Source organism: Maribellus mangrovi, from assembly GCF_037646455.1.
Lineage (GTDB): Bacteria > Bacteroidota > Bacteroidia > Bacteroidales > Prolixibacteraceae > Draconibacterium > Draconibacterium mangrovi_A.
In genome coordinates this window covers 508,476-526,883 of record NZ_JBBIXN010000001.1, presented here as the reverse complement: position 1 = coordinate 526,883, position 18,408 = coordinate 508,476, and the positions used below count along the sequence as shown (strand labels likewise).

Annotated in this window: 17 protein-coding genes, 1 tRNA gene and 1 pseudogene; 8 read left to right on the top strand and 11 right to left on the bottom strand. The window is 33.2% G+C overall.

All coding sequences use genetic code 11. From position 1 onward, the window contains the following. Positions 1–54 precede the first annotated feature (54 nt). Positions 55–969 carry a hypothetical protein gene (locus WFY05_RS01930; protein WP_340111032.1) on the bottom strand — a complete coding sequence of 305 codons (915 nt, stop codon included), beginning with the start codon at positions 967–969 and terminating at the stop codon, positions 55–57. A 141-nt stretch (positions 970–1,110) separates the two neighbouring features. Next, positions 1,111–1,587 carry a superoxide dismutase [Ni] gene (locus WFY05_RS01925; protein ID WP_340111031.1) on the bottom strand — a complete coding sequence of 159 codons (477 nt, stop codon included), beginning with the start codon at positions 1,585–1,587 and terminating at the stop codon, positions 1,111–1,113. 242 nt (positions 1,588–1,829) lie between these two features. Between WFY05_RS01925 and WFY05_RS01920 the strand changes: the two genes are divergently transcribed. After that, positions 1,830–1,906, top strand: a tRNA-Asn gene (locus WFY05_RS01920). 736 nt (positions 1,907–2,642) lie between these two features. Here the strand turns inward: WFY05_RS01920 and WFY05_RS22250 are convergent. The 8 genes and pseudogenes from WFY05_RS22250 to WFY05_RS01885 form a co-directional block, all read right to left on the bottom strand. Next, positions 2,643–3,419, bottom strand: a pseudogene (locus tag WFY05_RS22250) (recombinase family protein); the annotation flags it as partial. Next, entirely contained in the window at positions 3,391–3,573 is a 183-nt protein-coding gene (locus WFY05_RS01915) for a hypothetical protein (protein WP_340111030.1), read from the bottom strand. The pseudogene WFY05_RS22250 and the gene WFY05_RS01915, both read right to left, overlap by 29 nt. Before the next feature lie 145 nt (positions 3,574–3,718). Further along, on the bottom strand, positions 3,719–4,144 hold the full coding sequence (locus WFY05_RS01910) for a hypothetical protein (RefSeq protein ID WP_340111029.1): 426 nt from the start codon (positions 4,142–4,144) through the stop codon (positions 3,719–3,721). Between the two features lie 11 nt (positions 4,145–4,155). Further along, entirely contained in the window at positions 4,156–4,812 is a 657-nt protein-coding gene (locus tag WFY05_RS01905) for a hypothetical protein (protein WP_340111028.1), read from the bottom strand. Positions 4,813–4,918: 106 nt separating this feature from the next. Further along, entirely contained in the window at positions 4,919–5,251 is a 333-nt protein-coding gene (locus WFY05_RS01900) for a hypothetical protein (protein WP_340111027.1), read from the bottom strand. 3 nt (positions 5,252–5,254) lie between these two features. Beyond that, positions 5,255–6,004 (bottom strand): hypothetical protein, encoded by a 750-nt coding sequence (locus WFY05_RS01895; protein ID WP_340111026.1) that lies wholly within the window; start codon positions 6,002–6,004, stop codon positions 5,255–5,257. A 49-nt stretch (positions 6,005–6,053) separates the two neighbouring features. Next, positions 6,054–7,805 carry a DNA methyltransferase gene (locus WFY05_RS22350; RefSeq protein WP_340111025.1) on the bottom strand — a complete coding sequence of 584 codons (1,752 nt, stop codon included), beginning with the start codon at positions 7,803–7,805 and terminating at the stop codon, positions 6,054–6,056. A gap of 152 nt (positions 7,806–7,957) precedes the next feature. Continuing rightward, positions 7,958–8,734: a hypothetical protein gene (locus WFY05_RS01885; RefSeq protein ID WP_340111024.1), complete on the bottom strand. Its 777-nt coding sequence runs from the start codon at positions 8,732–8,734 to the stop codon at positions 7,958–7,960. 346 nt (positions 8,735–9,080) lie between these two features. On the opposite strand from WFY05_RS01885, the gene WFY05_RS01880 reads away from it, so the two are divergent. The 7 genes from WFY05_RS01880 to WFY05_RS01850 all read left to right on the top strand — a co-directional run bounded on the left by WFY05_RS01880 (position 9,081) and on the right by WFY05_RS01850 (position 18,023). Beyond that, positions 9,081–10,496, top strand: a complete 1,416-nt coding sequence (locus WFY05_RS01880) for a hypothetical protein (RefSeq protein ID WP_340111023.1) — start codon at positions 9,081–9,083, stop codon at positions 10,494–10,496. A gap of 554 nt (positions 10,497–11,050) precedes the next feature. Next, entirely contained in the window at positions 11,051–12,694 is a 1,644-nt protein-coding gene (locus WFY05_RS01875; protein ID WP_340111022.1) for a nuclease-related domain-containing DEAD/DEAH box helicase, read from the top strand. Continuing rightward, a complete protein-coding gene (locus tag WFY05_RS01870) occupies positions 12,687–13,112 on the top strand; it encodes a hypothetical protein (protein WP_340111021.1) in 426 nt (141 codons plus the stop codon). Before WFY05_RS01875 ends, WFY05_RS01870 begins: the two co-directional genes overlap by 8 nt. Continuing rightward, positions 13,105–14,682, top strand: coding sequence for a DEAD/DEAH box helicase (locus WFY05_RS01865; RefSeq protein WP_340111020.1), 1,578 nt, complete (start codon positions 13,105–13,107; stop codon positions 14,680–14,682). The genes WFY05_RS01870 and WFY05_RS01865 overlap by 8 nt, the downstream gene beginning before the upstream one ends. Positions 14,683–14,687: 5 nt before the next feature. Then, positions 14,688–16,475 (top strand): ATP-binding protein, encoded by a 1,788-nt coding sequence (locus WFY05_RS01860; protein ID WP_340111019.1) that lies wholly within the window; start codon positions 14,688–14,690, stop codon positions 16,473–16,475. Between the two features lie 19 nt (positions 16,476–16,494). Beyond that, positions 16,495–17,445, top strand: coding sequence for a phospholipase D-like domain-containing protein (locus tag WFY05_RS01855; RefSeq protein ID WP_340111018.1), 951 nt, complete (start codon positions 16,495–16,497; stop codon positions 17,443–17,445). Beyond that, positions 17,445–18,023, top strand: a complete 579-nt coding sequence (locus WFY05_RS01850; RefSeq protein WP_340111017.1) for a hypothetical protein — start codon at positions 17,445–17,447, stop codon at positions 18,021–18,023. The genes WFY05_RS01855 and WFY05_RS01850 overlap by 1 nt, the downstream gene beginning before the upstream one ends. On the opposite strand, the gene WFY05_RS01845 is transcribed toward WFY05_RS01850, so the two are convergent. Then, positions 18,006–18,407, bottom strand: a complete 402-nt coding sequence (locus WFY05_RS01845; protein ID WP_340111016.1) for a nucleoside 2-deoxyribosyltransferase domain-containing protein — start codon at positions 18,405–18,407, stop codon at positions 18,006–18,008. The genes WFY05_RS01850 and WFY05_RS01845 overlap by 18 nt on opposite strands. Position 18,408 lies beyond the last annotated feature (1 nt).

Here is an 18,408-nt window from a genome sequence, read left to right as displayed (position 1 = left end):
TGGAAACCTAATTCGCGGAACAGGAATTCCTAAAAAGTATGATTTTTACCAGTGCTATTTTGTCGCTTCAATGTGTGCGATAACTTCCTGCAAGTCCAGAACGTCAAATCCATGAATAAGATACTGAACAATAAAATCGTACACTACAGGATTTTTATTTGTTAGTGAAAGAACCACATCCACGGCTTTTTTATATGCCGCGGTACGTTGTTGTTGCGTGTAAGATTTATCGTTGAACAAAACCAGGTAATCAAAAACTTTGTCGGTGAGTGCTTGTGAGTACATTAGGCTCTCGTCGCTAAAATCGGTATGATTGAAAAAATTAGCTTTTAAGGCTTCTTTGCGTTCTTCGGGCGATAAAAAGCCGTCTTTTAAAGGGACACGTTTTGCTCCGATCAGTTTCGACGCATACAAATCAGCGTGCAGCTGCATGGCCTGAACGATGCGCAGATCCCATTCCATCTGGAGCTGATTAAATTCGTTGGAAAGACTAATGGCTTTGGCAGTGTCGTTATCCAGCCAGTAATGGTTCACTTCCTGTTCCATCAGCGAAATGGCTTTCTCGTATTCGCTTTGGCGTTGCATAAAATCGTAATAAAAGCTGTTTTCTTCCGAACGGATCACCTGTAGGACTTCAACCGGAACCTTAAAATCAGTCCTTAGATTAATATCCTCATTGTTATAAATAAAATCGAGTTGTTGAGGTCCTTCATTCATTACCCGTGCATAACCGGTCTTGCCCAATATCATTCGGTAAACTCCGGTATGTGCATCGTCCGGAAGATCAAAGCGTACAACTCCATTTGTAGCTTGCACACTGTCAATTTTAAAAAAGTTATCACCTTTAATCCAGCCAAGTACAATGGGATTTTCGGGTTGATTTTGAATTTGAAGTTCAATATGATGTGATTGAGCTTTCACTTCAAAAACGCACAGGCAGATCAACACAAAGGAAAAGAGAGCTTTCATAAACAAACTCATTTTGGTGATTTGGTAAATCCAAATTTAGCGATTAGTGTGTGTTTGTCAATATTTAATAAGTTAAATGTAATTCTTCGAACAAAAAAGAGGAGCATTTTGTGCTCCTCCTAAAATTTATAATGCAATATATTAATGTTCGTCGCCAAAATAAGCGTGCTCAAATGCATGAACTTTCTCACGTAAGGTATCGATAATAGATAAGTCGGTACTTTGTTTACTCTTCATGGCAAAAACAGCAATGTGATGGAGCAATTCGAGTTGCTTCGTGTATTTCAGGTAGGCTGCATCGTCATCGGCCGATACTATTTTAATGCGTTGATGAAGAAAATACTGGCTTACAATCTCCTGAATTTTCTTGGCATGTTCCTCTTTATTCATCACCCAGCGCACCAATTGGTTGTAATCAGGTGAATCCTGATCTGATAAGGTGTTGATCTTGTTCATCGATTTTTCGATGGTTTCTATGTCTTCGTAAATCAGTGCGATTCTAACCGAGTCACCATAAATCCCGCAGGGAATTTCGCAGTGTGCTTTTGCTTTAAAACCTGTAATTGTCAGAACACTCATGATCATGAGTAAAGAAAAGAGTTTATTCATTTTTTTCATCGTTATTAATTTTTTATGATTATGTAAACTGTTTTTTGAAGTCGTTCAAAACATTAATTTGAGTCGGTTTTCTGTGAGTATAACAAGACAGCATTCATATAGTTTTCGTTCGCCGATAAAATGTGCCTTTTTAGAGTAAATAAGAATGCAAGATTTTTTTGAAAAAAGTTTTGACTTTTCAGAAAAGCTATTACTTTTGCATCGCTTTTGAAAAGCAACGGTTCTCATAAGGGAATTAATCTTCCCCAGTAGCTCAGTTGGTTAGAGCGGCGGACTGTTAATCCGTAGGTCGTTGGTTCAAGTCCAACCTGGGGAGCCACACAGGACAAGAGGTCATTTTCGACCTCTTTTTTTGTGCCCGAATTTTTGAAAACCTTGCTGGCATTGAGAAGTACTTGTATCGGTAAGGTGAATTCGTAGGTTGCAACTTTTCCTTTCTCCAAAACGAGTTTTTCAGAAAAGATGCAACCTAAAATCTTCTTCTTGGTCTTTCCATCCGCTTTTTTGTAATACTCAACAAGGTTCTCTAACATCGGAACCTCTTTATTTATAAAGGTTTTGAAAGGTGATGTCGTTTGTTTCAGATTCTTTAATTTGAGTTCAAGTCCTATTAGGGTCTTTTCGGTTCTTTCTTTCATCGGATGGAAGTCATTCGGGAAAATTTCACCATCCATTAACTGGTCTTGAAGGTTTGTAATACGTTGTTTTATCTTATCAATTTCCTTTTCAGTTCTTGTGATCTCATCCAATCTTATGTAGTCGTTCTTTTCGAATAACTTCTTCAACATCGACTTGTATAACACCACCGTTTGAGCTGAAACTTTTATATTTGATAGAATGTCTTCAATACTCTCGTGTACATCTTCGATTCTGTGACGCTGACCACATTCTTTGGATTTTACACACAAGTAATAATGGTGAAGTTCTCCCAATCTTCCTCTGGCTCCGTAAGCAGTAATTGATGTTCCATGGACAGGACATGTCATGAACCCTTTTAAGGGGTATATGTCGGTTTTATCCTCATGAAACTTCATATTCCGTACTCTACCCTCAAGAACTTCATTGGCTCGGTAAAACGTCTCCGGATCAACTATGGCAGGGTGAAGTCCTTCTACAACTTGTTCTGGTTCATCCAAGTGTTGTTTTACCCTTATTTTCCCTGTATATACTGGATTTCGTAACGTATTTAAAAAAACTTGTTTACTTATTTTTACACCCTTATCGTTTACCCATCTTCTAACTTCATCTGCGGAATAGGAACCAGTTGCCATCCTCTCAAATGCTTGTTTGATAATTGGTGCTTCTTTACTTGGTCTCAAAGTAGATTTATTATTTTCATCTCTATGATTGACAAAGCCTTTTGGTGCGCATGCAGTCCAGCACCCCTCAATCTGCGCTCTATGCATCCCATCTTTCGTCCTTATCGAGTTTTTTTTGTTTTCAACCTGAGGCAGTGTAAGATATACACTCAAAAGAATATCATTATCTACGTTTGACAAATCTAATGGTTGTTCAATAGTGTCAATCTTAACACCAAGTTCATTCAAATAATCAATGGTTGCCAAAGACTGTCTTAAATCCCGTGAAAAACGATCCCAACGCAAACAAAGAATAATGTCAACTTGTCCTTTGTGCGATTTGATATAACTTATAATCTTCTTCCATTCTGGTCGATCGAATGTTTTTGCAGAATAGTCTTCAGTATATATATCTACAATATTGTAATTGTTAACACTACAAAATTGTTTCAACATTTTTTCCTGATAATTTAGACTAAAACCCCTATCAGCTTGGTCATCAGTACTAACCCGCTTGTAACAAATCACGTTCATTTTCTAATTTTTTTATTTTAATGTTTTCTTTATATTCTTCGTATTCTATAGTTGCCAACTGAATTAGCAAATCCCTTATCATCTTAACCTCGTCCTTGGAAAACTTAACCGTCCCCCCGTTTAAAATTTTTGTACATTCTTTTTCGTTTATCATGGCTTGTATGCTTTTATAATTTATTCAATTTTTATAGGTGGTGTCTTGGTTTTGAGAGCGGATTTAGCAAAAAATTAAGCTTCCAGTTATGCAGTTAGACAGTTCACATTTAAGGCGCTTACTAGTCCTCAGTCAGTCCTTGTCCTCATTTCTTCCAATCATTTCGAAGGAAATATTCCGATTTAATTTTCCCATTTATGTACCTATTTACCTTTATCTCTGTTTTGTCATCATAAATCATGATATCGTTAATATATTGTCGCAGAAAGTCAGAATCATTGGATTCTTGTAAAACTCCAAACTCATATTGACCCTTTGATATCCTTGTTATACAAATACCATAAGGATATTTTATATCAGTTTTCTCGATTAGTACATTCTCTGGTGAAATACCTTTGGATGTATCCTTTAGAATATAGTATCCATTTTCATCTTGTTTCCATTTAAGAGTGAAGTTGCACCCACAATCAAGGCACATAACAAATCCTTCACCAGTTCTTTCATCAACATCTTCCCAAAGTTTTAGTGATTTACATCTTAAGCATTTTATTTTTTCTTTTTCTGATTTCATGACTTTGTATGTTAATTTGTTTTTTGTTTGTTTATTTTGTCGAGTTGATTCATCATAACTTGGTATTCGATTTCAGCTTCAATGCATTCTCTTTCAGACTGGTCATTAGTTGTCATAAAACATTCAGGGCACAGTTTTTCACCCCCAATGACCCAGTTAACATCTTCCATTTGATTTTCACAATAGGAACAGGAAGCACAATTCTGGATTCCATATTCTTGTCTATATTCCCATAAGTCATCATTATCAGATAGCAGGCCATGTCTAAGTTTAATTACTATGAACCGACCTTGCCAATATCTCTTTATGATCACCTCTGAAATGTCACTTTCGAGTCGTACTTTTTCAATGTATCTTCTAAACTTATTGTATTCTTCGATATCTTTTAACGACCCCTGGGCTGAAACATACCCAGCCTTTTTAATAAGATATGAACCATATGGATTTTTTAATTCATATATATCTGGAATGAAATTATCCAATGATCTACCCTTTTCTTTATCTTTCAGGATTAAGTTACCTTCTTCATCTCGTTTCAATTTTAAAACATATCTGTATCCACAGTCTGGACAACCTGCATATTCTTCTAATGTTCTGGAATTAGTTTCCATCAAACAATTCGGTGAGTTACATACCGGACAATCTTTGTATTGTTCCAATGTTGCCATAATTTTATTTTTTAATTTCTAATAAATATTTAGATTTTACCCGACCCTCAGACTTCACCGGTTTAGTTAGGTCATGAAGGTCGGTGGTAATAAACACCAAACATGTTTAAAGATTATCCCAAACTAAATCGGACAACTGGTCTACCATACCATTATAATTCTCGTCAATATAGTTCTCAAGTTCTTCTTCATCCACTTCATCCATAATCTCTAGTGGACATATCTCATCCAAGATTTCTTCAATTCTATCTGTGAGAGAACACATTACTTCATCCTTCATTTGTTCAAACCTTTCTTCCATTGTTTCCCAATACTCATTTGTTTTTTCTTTGATTGAGTTAAGATGTTCGTTAATTCTGGAGTCAATAATTTGAATGTTTATGTTTAACTGAGAGTTTTTAGGATTACTCTCCGAACCATTTTGTTTAATTGTTTTCATGACTTATTTTTTAATAATTTTATTACCTAATGAATCCCAATGTTTTCGACAAAACCGATCAAGTTTCTTTTCAAATTCCGTAGTGTCTAACACTTCATTGGTATATATTCTTTTTAAGTTCTTTTTCAACTTGATATTGGGAACAAACATCATTAATCCCCCAACCAGTTCCCTTATCTTTTGGTTATCAGGTTCTGGTAGTTTATGGTTTCCACTATCAGCTCCTATATTTACTTGGATGGGATTACATAATTTCACCAACTCAAGTAGCTCTTCCGTATCAAAATCCAATACTGGTTCAATTGTTAAGTATTTGGGTAAATCAATAGAAAACATTCCTTTAGCACGAATTTCAGGACTTGGACTTTTTCCCATGATATTCTTATAGATCCGGTTGGTTTCGATAGTCGTACACACAACTGATTTTTCAGGTAATTCAAAATCTTTTAGACGAACGGGATTCTTGGTTTGGAATAAATACTGATTATCGAACATTTTACAGTAATCCAAAGTGTTCTGAATCCATTCATCTGGGATTCCTGTTGAGAACAAATCATTGCTACTTCCAACAAAGATGAAATTCCCTTCTCCCAAATCAGTTTTTAACTCTTTGTCATCAAATCTGACATCGTTCAAATGTCCCCATCGTTTCATATAACAATAGGAGCAATCGTGATAACATTTTCCTTTTACGGTATTCCATGTATGTGTCACAAATTCATACATGTTACCTTTTGAACTATTAATTCCCATCGTATTTAATTTTAATGGTGGAAAATCCACCTGATTTATAATTCATTTCCTATGCTGCTGGTAACATTTTAATTTCATTATCACCAGAGTTAACAGTAATATCTTCAATCATTTTTTCGGTCATTTGAAGTCGTCTTTGGGACTGTTTGAAGTAGTTTTCTTCCTTTTCTATACCGATGTAGTCACGTCCAAGAAGAAGACTTGAAACCATTGTATTTCCAACACCACCCCAAATATCCACAACCAAATCACCCGGTTTAGTAGATTCTAAGATTAAGGTTGATGTCAGATATATTGGACTGGTCGATGTATGTCTTTTCTCATCGACTTGACGGAAGAAGTCTTCCGGATTTGCTACATTCCCCCGAATAACATCTTGACAGGTTTGTTCATCCAAGGTATCACGTACTTTTTTTAGATGAGACTGGTAGTAAAGTGTTCCGCGAGTAGTGTTTCCTTTGTTATCGGTATTGGTACATCCTTGACTAAATCCTCTTTCACGTTCATCTAATTCCAAAAATAGGTCAGGATTGAAATAACATAGTTCAGGATTAGGACTGAACCTGTAAATCATCTCAAAACCATTGGTCATATTTTTCACATTGTATGAACGGGGTTGAGGATTGATTTTATTCCATGAATAACGTCCAACCAATTCAAATCCTCTAAGTTTCATCTCCACAACAAAGTGTTCCGGTATAAGAGAGAATGATCCGTGATCATTTCTGGAATCATTTATTATGACATAAATACTACCTGTCGGATCTAGGTATTCCTTATATCTTGAATAAGTCTCAGAAAGATAAACACCATACTCCTGACCAGTCATGTTATGACCGGTTTCGTTTTCGGGATCATCTCCATTTAATCTTAGGTTTCCATATGGTGGTGACCCCACGAGGCATTTTATTAATTTACTAAAAGGTTCAAGTGGTTTGAATTTTCTATTATCACAATTATAAAGTTGTACGTGTTTTGATTTGTAGTTTTCGTCAATCTCAGGGACTTCAACTTTCCTTTTATTGTGATCATCTACTCTCTGAATGGTCTTTCCATATTGATCTAAACTTTTATTGAATTCATTAAAATTCTTATCTCTACGTAGGTAAGATTCCATCAATTCAAATTCAAAGTCATCATCGATATCAAGATTAAGTAAAGAGTAGTTCAACCTTTCAAAATCAAAATTTTTGTTACATAGTTTTCTGAATGATTGTTCCGAATTGAATTTCTCAGGAAATTTCTCAACAATTTTTTTAAGTTTCTTCCCTTGATTAATTGATAACTCCTTTCCAAAAACACTTTCAAGGATACAATCACCTTCACCTTTGAAAAACTCATATAACATTACAAGGTCTTTTACCCGGTGTTTACTTATTCCAAGTTCCTTCCCAATTTTTGAGTATCTATTGCCCGGTACTCCCCTATGTTGTGGATAATAACCGAGATAATAGATAAATTCCATCATTAACTCATAACCAGACTTAATCCGTTGTTTGTTTGAATCAATAATCAAACTTTGGATCTCCTTTTCATCCTCAAGATCAAATACTGTAATTTGAGTAGTCTCATGTCCAAGTTGTTCTAAGGATTTAACACGACTCCAACCTACCAGAACGAAGTATCTGTCATGGTCACCGGGAATGCGAATTCCAATAATTGGATTAATCGGTTTATTCCCTGTTCTTTTGATGGATTCATTCAGAAAAGAACCATCGTTGTCGTCATACATCCTCTCGTGAAAAGGATGTCGAAACAGTGTACTTATATGTACTTCTTTGGTGAAACTTGTTGTTTTCATTTTATCTAATTTTTGTTTCTATACAGTTTAATTTGGTATACACATGAGTCAAAAAAACACACCAATCCCATTAAACTTTTCACTACGATTGGTATTTGATTTATTACATTCATATGTACATTTTAAAATGGTTTACATGTTATTTAAAAAAATTATCCGTTAGGATATTCTTCTCTATATCTGTTCAATAATTCATCAAACATGAACAGGCTATTGAATTTACTTTCATTATTCTTGGTGTCTTTCAGTTCAATAACCAGTTTGTAATTTTCCCTCTCAATAACGAGGTCAAAAACTGTTGAAGAATCTCCTGATACATATCTATAACTCCTATGAACAGCAAATTGAAGTGAGTGAAATAAATTCCCAACTTCTTCTTCCAGATGATTGAACTTATTCCCAACCATCCTTGATATCATCCTTTTTTTGTGTCCGTTATCATCCACCCAGTATGATCGAATAAATTTATATTCTTTCGTATCTCCACTAACTCTCTGATGTTTTTGTTCGACATATCTTGGTTCTGGATTTAACAAACAAGATCTTCTTTCTATCTTAATCATCAGGTCATTTATGTCATTATATATTTCCAACGGACTTTTTAGTTCCTCAACTTGGCCTGTATATTTTTTCAGTAACTCCACCTTATCTTTCCAGTACAGAATGAAATGTGAGTACCACATTTTATCGTAATAATTGTAATCTGGTTTATATCGCTTCAAATATTCTTTTTCAATTTGAAGTGTTTCCGGACCATATTGATCAATTAATTGAAGAGGAAGAATCCGCATACCAAAATCAGGTTTGTTTATTCCAACATGATCCTTTTCGATGAATTTAATTATCGGATCGTTGTACCTGATTTTATTTCTTAAATTCGTTATCAATGAATTTAGTGTTTGTTTTATTTCTTCGACTTCTTGATACATAATTCGAAATTTTTATTCAAATATACGTGAAATATTTTTAAATACCAAATAGTAATGGTATATATTTTACCGTATATATGTGTATAGTAAAAATTATTATTCTAAAAGGTCTGTAAACACAGGACTTTTGAGAGTTTGTTTTTTTAAAATTATTTTTTGATTCGGTATTAACTGCTACCATTTTAGCTCTGTTGTAGAGGTTCTAGCCTTGACTTTCCCCAAAAATTTTCGTACTATTTATAAATGAAGACCAATAATAGTGGTATTGGCGATAAAATAAAGAGATTAGTAAAGTCTCCTCGGAGTAACTGCCACTATCAGCGAAACTTGGGGAACTTTTTTTACAATGTTTAGTTATTTCAAAAATGGTATCACAGATACAGAATGTAAAAAGACAATCGACATAACCGAGCTGGTTAAGTTGATTGAGGATAATCCTCAAAAAAAGACAATAACGCGAATTCGAGCTCTGAGAGAAAAAGGTGATGACTATAAAGAAGTGAAGGAATCACTTTCATACATTACTCCTAATTGTATTCTTTCAAGAAGAAAACTTGAAGATGAATCATTCCAAGAGAATTTCAAATCATTTTCCGGCTACATTTACATCGACCTAGACGTGCCGATATCCAAAACCAGAGAGTATAAAGATTATTTCATAAAGAAATTTGGTCATATGGTTGCGCTGGTGTGTTTCTCCAGCAGCATGGGTGGTATTTCTGTGCTATTCAAAATTGAAAATGAAATTACCAGAGAAAATCATCAGCTATATTGGTATTATCTCAAAGAATATGTTTTAAAAGGAGAACCGGTTGATGATAAAAGCAAGGGGATCGGTAGGGCGATGTTTATTTCACAGGACTCTGATGTATTTTTTAATCCAACCAATTCCATTTATCTTGAGATTGATGAAAAGTGCGTAGAACAATATAAGTCATGGTGTAATACTAATACTAGTAATATTATATTGGATTACGCACATTCAATAATTGATATAAAAGAAGTACTTAAAAGCATAAAAACCAGCACTAGTATTAAAGTAAAAAATCCAGTACTAGATCTATATCCTGTTGATTTTGCTAGTTCATATTTTCCTAATAAAATAAAAGATGGAACAAAGCATAAATTATATCCGGTAATGATTCATATTCTGGTATATTTAAATCCCGTTTTACCTGTGGAATTTATCTACTCTTACCTTTATTTTATAAATCAACACTTTGCATGTCCCGGCATGGAATCCAAAGAATTTGACCGGCTTTTTAATTTCACCTACAATATTACTCAGAGAGAAGATTATTATTTTAGGTTAATCAGAACAAAGTACCTTCATTTCAACCCTGATAGTAACTTAACCGGTGATGAAAAAAGGAACATTGCCAATAAACTTAATGGAAAAAGAAAAGTGAATTCTTCAATTGAAAAAATTATTGAAGCAAAGAAACAACTTAAATCAGAAGGGAAGAAGATAACAAAAGCTGCGGTGGCAAGAATGACCGGCTTGAGTCGCAAGACAGTAATAGAACATTTTGAAAAAGATGAATTAACCGATATCCAAAAGGAAGTTCATGATATAAATGAAAGATTTGATTCTGATTCCTTTTCTGAGATTTATATGTCTCCCAGAATTGCTGGGATTGCACCAGATGGACGATCACAAAGCAAGTTGAATAGTACCCTTAAAAAACAATCCGATTCACCAGAAGGATTTAATATTGATTTGGATAAAATCAGGGAGAGACACTATCGAAAAACTGGTTAAGCAGATTTTATAAAGTTATTAGGTTTATATTTTAAAATTTATAAATCTAAAAACATTATACTTTATCGAAATTAGGATTAGAATTTCTGCTAAAATATAAAGTTTCAAGCTTTATAGTGGTGGTGTCTGTGAGAGTTGAAGTTTGGTGTTAATTTCCACCTTACTTTTACTTAGTCACATCAATATCATTTTATCATCTAATATAGAATTATTCGAGATAGAATTGATATGAGCCGCAATCAAATTGACTATCTCTAATTACTTTTTTAGTGCTCGATTAGACTCAAATATTATTGTATGAATATTATGGTCTTTGAAATTCTCACCGTTTGCTAATAAATAAAATCATTATTACATTTAAGCCACCTATAATAAAAGCCAAAAACCGAGTCTCAGTCTGTATTGATTCACTGAAAATAAGAGACTTAGTAGCTGCAATCAAGAATATAGGGGAAAAATGGACGAATATTGAATTATAAAGATTTCAATTAGATGTGGATTTAGATTCGAGGACAATTTAAAAATAGGCAACGTTGTACTAAAAGTGTAAATTAATGATATACCCTGCACATTTTCCATTAAATAACAATAATAAAGCAGAGCAAGCTACTTTTTTAGCATTAAACAAACTAAACAAGGATGATTACGATGTTTTTTTTAGTAGAAGCTTTTCTGCTCTGGAAAAAGGGGAGCGAGTAGAATATGAAGCTGACTTTATCATTGCAGATATAAGGAAACAGCGAATCAGGGGTATTCTAATTATTGAAGTAAAAGGTGGACAAATAAGTTATGATGGAATTACTTCCAGATGGGAACAAAATGGACGTGAATTGTTCCCTAGTCCAACTGATCAGGTAACATCAATATTGCATAGTTTAATTAAAAGATTTGATTTTTTAGTTAATGATGTGCCAATGGGCTGGGCGGTTTGGTTTCCGGATATGTTTAATCCGGGGAATGAATTCTTACCAACAGAATTACATGAAAGGCAGTATTTTGACTCTGTTGCTTTGACATATCCTGAAAAATTTATTCAATCAGCCTTTGAGTACATCTATGAACAGTGGTCTTTTAAAAAAGGGAATAAAATAGAAGTTTATAATCGTTTTAAGGAACCATTAATTAGAAATCTTGGATTTGCACTCCCATTGCACAAGAAGATTGAGGCCGCAGAAATAAAATTTATTGAATTGACCAAGAAGCAACTTGAATTGTTGCGTTTAATCAGTATTAATCCTAACATTTTAATAAGGGGGCCGGCAGGTTCAGGGAAAACAATAATGGCTACTACTATTGCTCGAGAACAAGCAGACCAAGGGAAAAAGGTATTGCTTTTAACATTTAATAGAGTATTAGCCAATAATATTAGATATGGATTGGGCAACGTTGAAAATCCACAGGTTGCCAATTATCATTCATTGGCAAGAGGTTATATTGATAGGATTGATGAGAATTGGTGGAATGGAGCTGATAAAGATCAAGAGTTTTGGGAGCTTGGAGTTCCAATAAAAATGATGGAAGCACTTAAAGGCTTTATCCCAGAATATGATACAATTATCATAGATGAAGCACAAGACTTGAAGACGGAATGGTTTGAAACCCTTGAACTCTTAATTAAGCCTAAAGGGAGTTTTTACATTTTTAAAGATAGTGATCAAGATATTTTCGGAGCCAACTCTGAGGTAAAGCTTAATCGGAATCTTTTTCAGTTTGATCTTACGGAAAATTGCAGAAATACAGTTCAAATAATTGATTTTCTAAAGCGGTATTCAAAACGCGATATTAAGTACCAAGAAGATGCTGTGCATGGTGAGCCTGTGAAGATTATTGAATACAGCAATGATACTGACCAAATGAACAAGATAAAAGCAGAGTGGCTTCATTTGGTTGAAGAAGAAAATATATCGCCTAACAAAATACTTCTGATGATGAATGCCGACAAGCGAAAGTCATGCTTGGCAAATACTAAAAAGTTTGATCGGTATAAAATTGAATCTCTTTCGGGGAGAACAGGTCAATTGAATAGAAACTGTGTCAATTATTCTTCTATCAATATTTTTAAGGGATTAGAGGTTGAGATAGTCTTCATTATTGATACTGATAAAGTGTTGAATCCCGATATGAAAATACTTTATGCTCAGGCTAGCAGAGCGAAATATCTATTGACAGTTTTTAAGAAGCTTAAGAAGAATGGATAAAGAAATATTTTACATTAATCAGATTTTAGTTGAAGCAGAAAAAGCTCTTACAACAGGAGAAATATCAAAGGAAATCTTTTCTAAATACGATTATAAAATATCAAAGAAAGTAGTCCAGAATTACTTGTGGAGCTATTTTAGAAATTTGATTAAATATAACCCGAGTGATTACACCTATACTATGAAAGACGATCGGTTTATGATCAATGATGTTGTAATAATTAGTGAAATGGGTATGCCTCGTGCAATAAATTCCTCATTTGAAGGGAGTAAAATTAAGGTGACTTTCGATAAGAATGTTCCAATAGAAGATTATATAAAAGCTATTTCATTAGTCAATTATAAAATAAAATCTCAAAAACAAAAAGTGGATTTGCTAAAGCAAGTTAATAGAATAATTGAACAAATCAATGATTGATATGATAAGTATTCACGAATTAGTTGAACACATCCCCGATGGTAAAAAAATTGAATATTTGGGTAAATCTTATGTTAGTGCGATAACCCTATATCATGATAATTATACGGATGAATTTATTGATATTAACGAACTCGTTGCAGATAACTTTAGCCAACTTATCCTAAAAGATAAAATAATAAAAGATTTACTTCTTTTTGAAAATGAAAAACTTGCAGTCATTTGTAAGCGTCCGGTAGAAAGATTGACGGAATTGTCAACTTTAATGATCAGGAAAAAAATAATATCTTATTATGGTTTTGAATATGAAATAGATGATATAGTAAAACAAGATCCAACAACAAAATCTATATGCCAAGCAACACTACATGATTTTCAGGAAAGAATTAGAAGGAAAGTTATTAATCTAATCTTTAATGGACAAAAAAGATTTTTAATACATATGCCTACTGGTTCTGGTAAGACAAGAACGGCAGCGGAGATTATAATCGACTTTGTGCGTTTGTCTTCGAGTAAAGCTTTGCTTAATGATAATATTAAAGTATTGTGGATTGCTCAATCGAGTGAACTTTGTATTCAGGCTTATGAGACAATTAATTGGTTATTTAACCAAAAAGGAACTAAGGATATTGAATTTGGTCATTTTTATGAAAATCATGAATTATCTGCTGATCTGCCAGATAAACCTGCCATAATTTTTTGCTCAATTCAAAAATTATTAATCCATTACAAAGAGCCTATTTGGAGTAAAATTAGAAACAATAATTATTTAGTCGTTGTTGATGAGGCACATCGATCGGTTGCCGAAAGATGGATCAAAGCATTAGACTATTTTGTTTCAAATTCCAGTGTTTATCTCTTAGGTTTAACTGCAACTCCCGGTCTCGGAGACGGGAGTGATAGTTCAAACTACAATTTATCTACTTACTATCAAAGCAATAAGATTTCATTAACGGACTCAAACTACACTGAATTGTCAAAACCAATACATTATCTCGTAGAAAGAGAATTTCTTGCTGATATTGAACGGATCGATATTGACTCATTTACTAAAGTATCAGATGAAATTGAGAAATCCTCCCGTGGTGAGTTCAAATTTACTAAAAAGACCTTAAAGGAGTTAAGTGTTAGCGCTTCTAGAAATTCTTCTATTTTAAACATTATCAGAACTAATTTTGAACAGGGAAAGAAAATATTAGTGTTTACATGTGGTTTAGAGCATAATAGGATTTTAAAAAGTTTATTAGAATTTCATAACATTAATTCAGAGACAGTTGATCAGTCCACTAAGAATAGACAGTCCATAATAAGTCGTTTTAAAAGTGGCGATTTGATGATTTTACTTAATTATGGAGTTTTAACTACAGGTTTTGATGCTCCAAAAACTGATGTATGTATAATTGCAAGACCGATAGAATCAATTGTAATGTATTCACAAATGGTAGGAAGAATTTTAAGAGGTCCTAATAATAAAGGCAATAAGAATAACATTTTATATACGATTAAGGATAATCTTGATCATGGAGATTATGATAGCATGTTTAATAGCTTTAATGAATTTTATAAATGACAAATATGACGAAAAGACCTTTAATGGGAACTGATAATATTCTCGAGTTACAAGAGAATGGATACAAAAGTACCGTATCCGCAATTTCAGAAATAATTGACAATAGTATTCAAGCGAATGCGAGTAATGTAGATGTAATTATTATTAAAAATACGACTCGTGACTATAATGAAATTGATGAAATTCTTATTGTTGACAACGGAGAAGGAATGAATGAAGAGGTATTCAACAAAGCATTACAAATGAGTAGTGGAACAAGATCCAAAGCAAAAAATGGATTAGGAAAGTACGGACAAGGATTGCCAAATTCTTCAATTTCTCAAACAAAGAGAGTTGAAGTATATACTACTCAAAAAAATAAAACTCTATATAACTATATTGATTTACAGGAAATACACCAAACCGGTGAAGCTTTTTTACCTGAAATCGAAAATGTCAATTCAATAGAAATTCCTATTATTCAAGCAAAGAAAGTTTCAATTCCCAAAAAAGGAACGATTGTAAGGTGGGTTAAACCAAATCGAGTTAAACCCAAGACTGCTAAAACATTATCTGAACATGTTGAAAAAGTAGCAGGACGAACTTTCAGATATTATTTACAAGGCTTTACAGATGGAGATGGATTTTATTACAAAACTAAAATCAATATTTTCGTATTTGATTATAATGGGAATAACTATGAACCCAATAAATTTCTTTCAAAAAAATCCATTAAGCCATTTGACCCCATGTTTTTAATGGAAGGTACTCAAACTGAAGAATTATTTCCTGAAAGTGTACATCCAACAAGTCAACGTTTTGAAGAAGAGTGTAAGGAGATTTTTAAAATTCGATATAATGGAGATACCATTGAAACAGAGGTTGAATTAAAGTTTTCATTTTGTAAAAAGGAAGAAAGGAATAGATATGGAAATCCTCCCGGCCAAAAACCTTTTGGAAAACTTTATTTAAAAAGGAATTTATTAGGAACTTCAGGTTATAATAATATTTCCGTAATAAGAGCAGGACGAGAAATTGATTCCGGGAATTTTGGTTTTATCGGAGATGTTTCTGATCCGACTCACAGATGGTGGTCTGCTGAGATAATCGTAAGTCCTGTTCTTGATTCTATAATCGGGGTTGATAACAAAAAACAACAAGCATCTCATATCAGATTTCTGGATAAAGATGAGGAGTATGATGAAGATACAAATGAAATAATAAGATGGATTTCAAAATACTTAGATGAGAATATTTCTACCATAAAGAAAGAGATTGACAAACAAAATGTAGGTAGGGATAGCACTCCTGAAACTAAAGGCCCGGGATTGCCACCGGGAAGTGAAACAGAACATGGCACTGATCCAGATCCAGATGGAGAAAGTACTGATGATGAAAAAGTCGAGATTAAAAAAGAATTTAGTAAATGGATTAAAGAGAGATATCCTCTGCTTGAAGATAAGGCTATTTCTAAGATTGTGGATTACTCTCTAAGTATTAGGGATTATCATATATTTATTAAATCAGATTTAGGAGATACACAATTATACAGTTATAACGTTTTTGGTAAAAAAGTACTTATTGAAATTAATTATACACATAGCTTTTACAAAAGATTTGTTCATCAATTTGAAGAGGATCCTACTCAAGAAAAGTCCTTAAGATCAATTAGACTTCTAATCGGTTCGCTTGTCAATGCAGAAATTGAGAATAAAACAAAAGATAAAGCTTTATTGAAAGATCGAAGAAAAATTAGAAACAGAATGGCAGAATCATTGGACGATTATATTGAAGATTTGTATGAGGGGAGATAAGACTATTTAATTGTAATATATGTTATTTTCAAGCGGCAACGGACTATTCAATTCGACAATAGAATATATATCAAAACATGACTCAATAATTATATATTCCCCATATATTAAATCGGATGTTTTAAAGCAACTTCCATTAAAAAATAGATCGGTTCAGATAGTTGTACGTTGGAACATAAAAGATATAGTTCAAGGTAGTTCAGATTTGGAACTGTTTAGATACTGTCGCCAAAACAGAATTACTCTTTATCGAAACACAAGGATTCATTTAAAAGCATTTTGGAACAATGAAGAATCTATTCTGTTTGGTTCTGCGAATGTTTCGGGGCGCGGTATTGCTGAAGAAGGTATCTTTAATTACGAGTTGAATGGCATTTATAACAACATGTCCTTCGAGGATAGGTTATATTTACAAAATATCATTTCGGAAAGTGAGATTGTAGATCAAAACTTGTTTGATAAAATTAGAAAACTAGTAGAGGATTCACCCAAACCAACCTCAGATTATCTTCAATTAAGCACGAATAAAAAGGAAGTTGATTATTTCTTATTATCTCAACTCCCAATGAGTGAGACTCCAAAACTTTTGTATCAGATCTATTCAAATCCCGTAGCCTTTTCGGCAGAGGATCAAAGATATGCACTCAGTGATTTGGCATTGTATAAAGTCCCCTTGGGAATGAATAAGAAAAAGTTCTTCAAATATATGAAGGAGACTTTTAATCAACACCCATTTATTGTTAGCCTGAAGGGGCATATTAAGTCTACACCTACTCAATCGCTTCATTATGGAGGAGTGGTCAGTTGGATCCAAAATAATACTACGACTGTACCTACGCCTCGTAGTTGGGAACTTAAACGAGATCTGATAGTAAATATTTTGTATGAATGGATCTGTTATTTCGACAACGAATTTTCGTGGAGAAGACCAAATTATTCACAAGTTATTTCTTATAAAAAAATAAAATAATGACACTACTCGAATTCCTTGAAAAACTAGGACCTACTTTAGTTGGTATTGTAGCACTTATTTTTTCGTTCTTAATAAATAGGAGATTAATCAAAGAAAATCGAGAGTTAAAAAAGGCTGAATACAATTACAATATGAGAGCTGCCGATAGACAGCTGATAGTGAGCCGGTTGAATGATCTGTATGCGCCATTACAACTTCTTCGAAGAATTAGTGATGAACTTCATCAAATATTTAAAAATGGGAAAAGCTTCAAGACTTTATCTGAATTAATTGATGGAACAGAATTTAACGGAAATGACGCAGTTTTACTTAATGAAATCATTTGTATTGGAGATCAATGTGTTGAAATTATAAAGAAGAATTCAGGTTTAATTGATGATGAAAATCTTAGAGACAAGTATTTACCTCAATTATTGACCCATTACTTTCTTATGAAAAACGCGTTTGAAGGTAAAATTAGAAATGAAATTGATAGGTTCAGTGATTTTACTTTCCCTAGCGATATAGATAAAATTTTAGATAGAAGGGTAAATGAATTAAACGAAGAAATGAAGAATCTAACCAGCGTAAATTGAAAATCGTTCTAAAAATTTAATTCCTTCCTCAAGATTGTTAAAAACGGCAGAACTGGAGTTCCGAACTATCTCAAAACGAATCTTAAAATCTGGATCAGTCTCGGATTTTTCATCAATTAAGATGATAGTTTTATTTAAAGCCTTTGCATAGCCTACCTCTAAAGTTAGACCGTATCCAGATGGGTTATCTTTTTCTAAATACGCAAATACAATATCCGACTTCTTAATGTGATGTAAGTCCCACAATGTATAAAGTTCGCTCACATTAAGTTCATGATCTTTCGGATTATAAAATAGAAATTTGTTCTGCAGCCGACTTGTAATTATCTCATGCCAATTTGATTGCATTCCACCAGCCAAGTATACTTTTTCTTTTGTATCCATT

Coding starts and splice junctions, on each gene's coding strand:
- WFY05_RS01880 (WP_340111023.1), top strand. CDS start 9,081: ATGTTTAGTTATTTCAAAAATGGTATCACAGATACAGAATGTAAAAAG.
- WFY05_RS01915 (WP_340111030.1), bottom strand. CDS start 3,573: ATGATAAACGAAAAAGAATGTACAAAAATTTTAAACGGGGGGACGGTT.
- WFY05_RS01925 (WP_340111031.1), bottom strand. CDS start 1,587: ATGAAAAAAATGAATAAACTCTTTTCTTTACTCATGATCATGAGTGTT.
- WFY05_RS01930 (WP_340111032.1), bottom strand. CDS start 969: ATGAAAGCTCTCTTTTCCTTTGTGTTGATCTGCCTGTGCGTTTTTGAA.
- WFY05_RS01860 (WP_340111019.1), top strand. CDS start 14,688: ATGACGAAAAGACCTTTAATGGGAACTGATAATATTCTCGAGTTACAA.
- WFY05_RS01850 (WP_340111017.1), top strand. CDS start 17,445: ATGACACTACTCGAATTCCTTGAAAAACTAGGACCTACTTTAGTTGGT.
- WFY05_RS01865 (WP_340111020.1), top strand. CDS start 13,105: ATGATTGATATGATAAGTATTCACGAATTAGTTGAACACATCCCCGAT.
- WFY05_RS01895 (WP_340111026.1), bottom strand. CDS start 6,004: ATGGGAATTAATAGTTCAAAAGGTAACATGTATGAATTTGTGACACAT.
- WFY05_RS01910 (WP_340111029.1), bottom strand. CDS start 4,144: ATGAAATCAGAAAAAGAAAAAATAAAATGCTTAAGATGTAAATCACTA.
- WFY05_RS01885 (WP_340111024.1), bottom strand. CDS start 8,734: ATGTATCAAGAAGTCGAAGAAATAAAACAAACACTAAATTCATTGATA.
- WFY05_RS01855 (WP_340111018.1), top strand. CDS start 16,495: ATGTTATTTTCAAGCGGCAACGGACTATTCAATTCGACAATAGAATAT.
- WFY05_RS22350 (WP_340111025.1), bottom strand. CDS start 7,805: ATGAAAACAACAAGTTTCACCAAAGAAGTACATATAAGTACACTGTTT.
- WFY05_RS01870 (WP_340111021.1), top strand. CDS start 12,687: ATGGATAAAGAAATATTTTACATTAATCAGATTTTAGTTGAAGCAGAA.
- WFY05_RS01900 (WP_340111027.1), bottom strand. CDS start 5,251: ATGAAAACAATTAAACAAAATGGTTCGGAGAGTAATCCTAAAAACTCT.
- WFY05_RS01845 (WP_340111016.1), bottom strand. CDS start 18,407: ATGGATACAAAAGAAAAAGTATACTTGGCTGGTGGAATGCAATCAAAT.
- WFY05_RS01905 (WP_340111028.1), bottom strand. CDS start 4,812: ATGGCAACATTGGAACAATACAAAGATTGTCCGGTATGTAACTCACCG.
- WFY05_RS01875 (WP_340111022.1), top strand. CDS start 11,051: ATGATATACCCTGCACATTTTCCATTAAATAACAATAATAAAGCAGAG.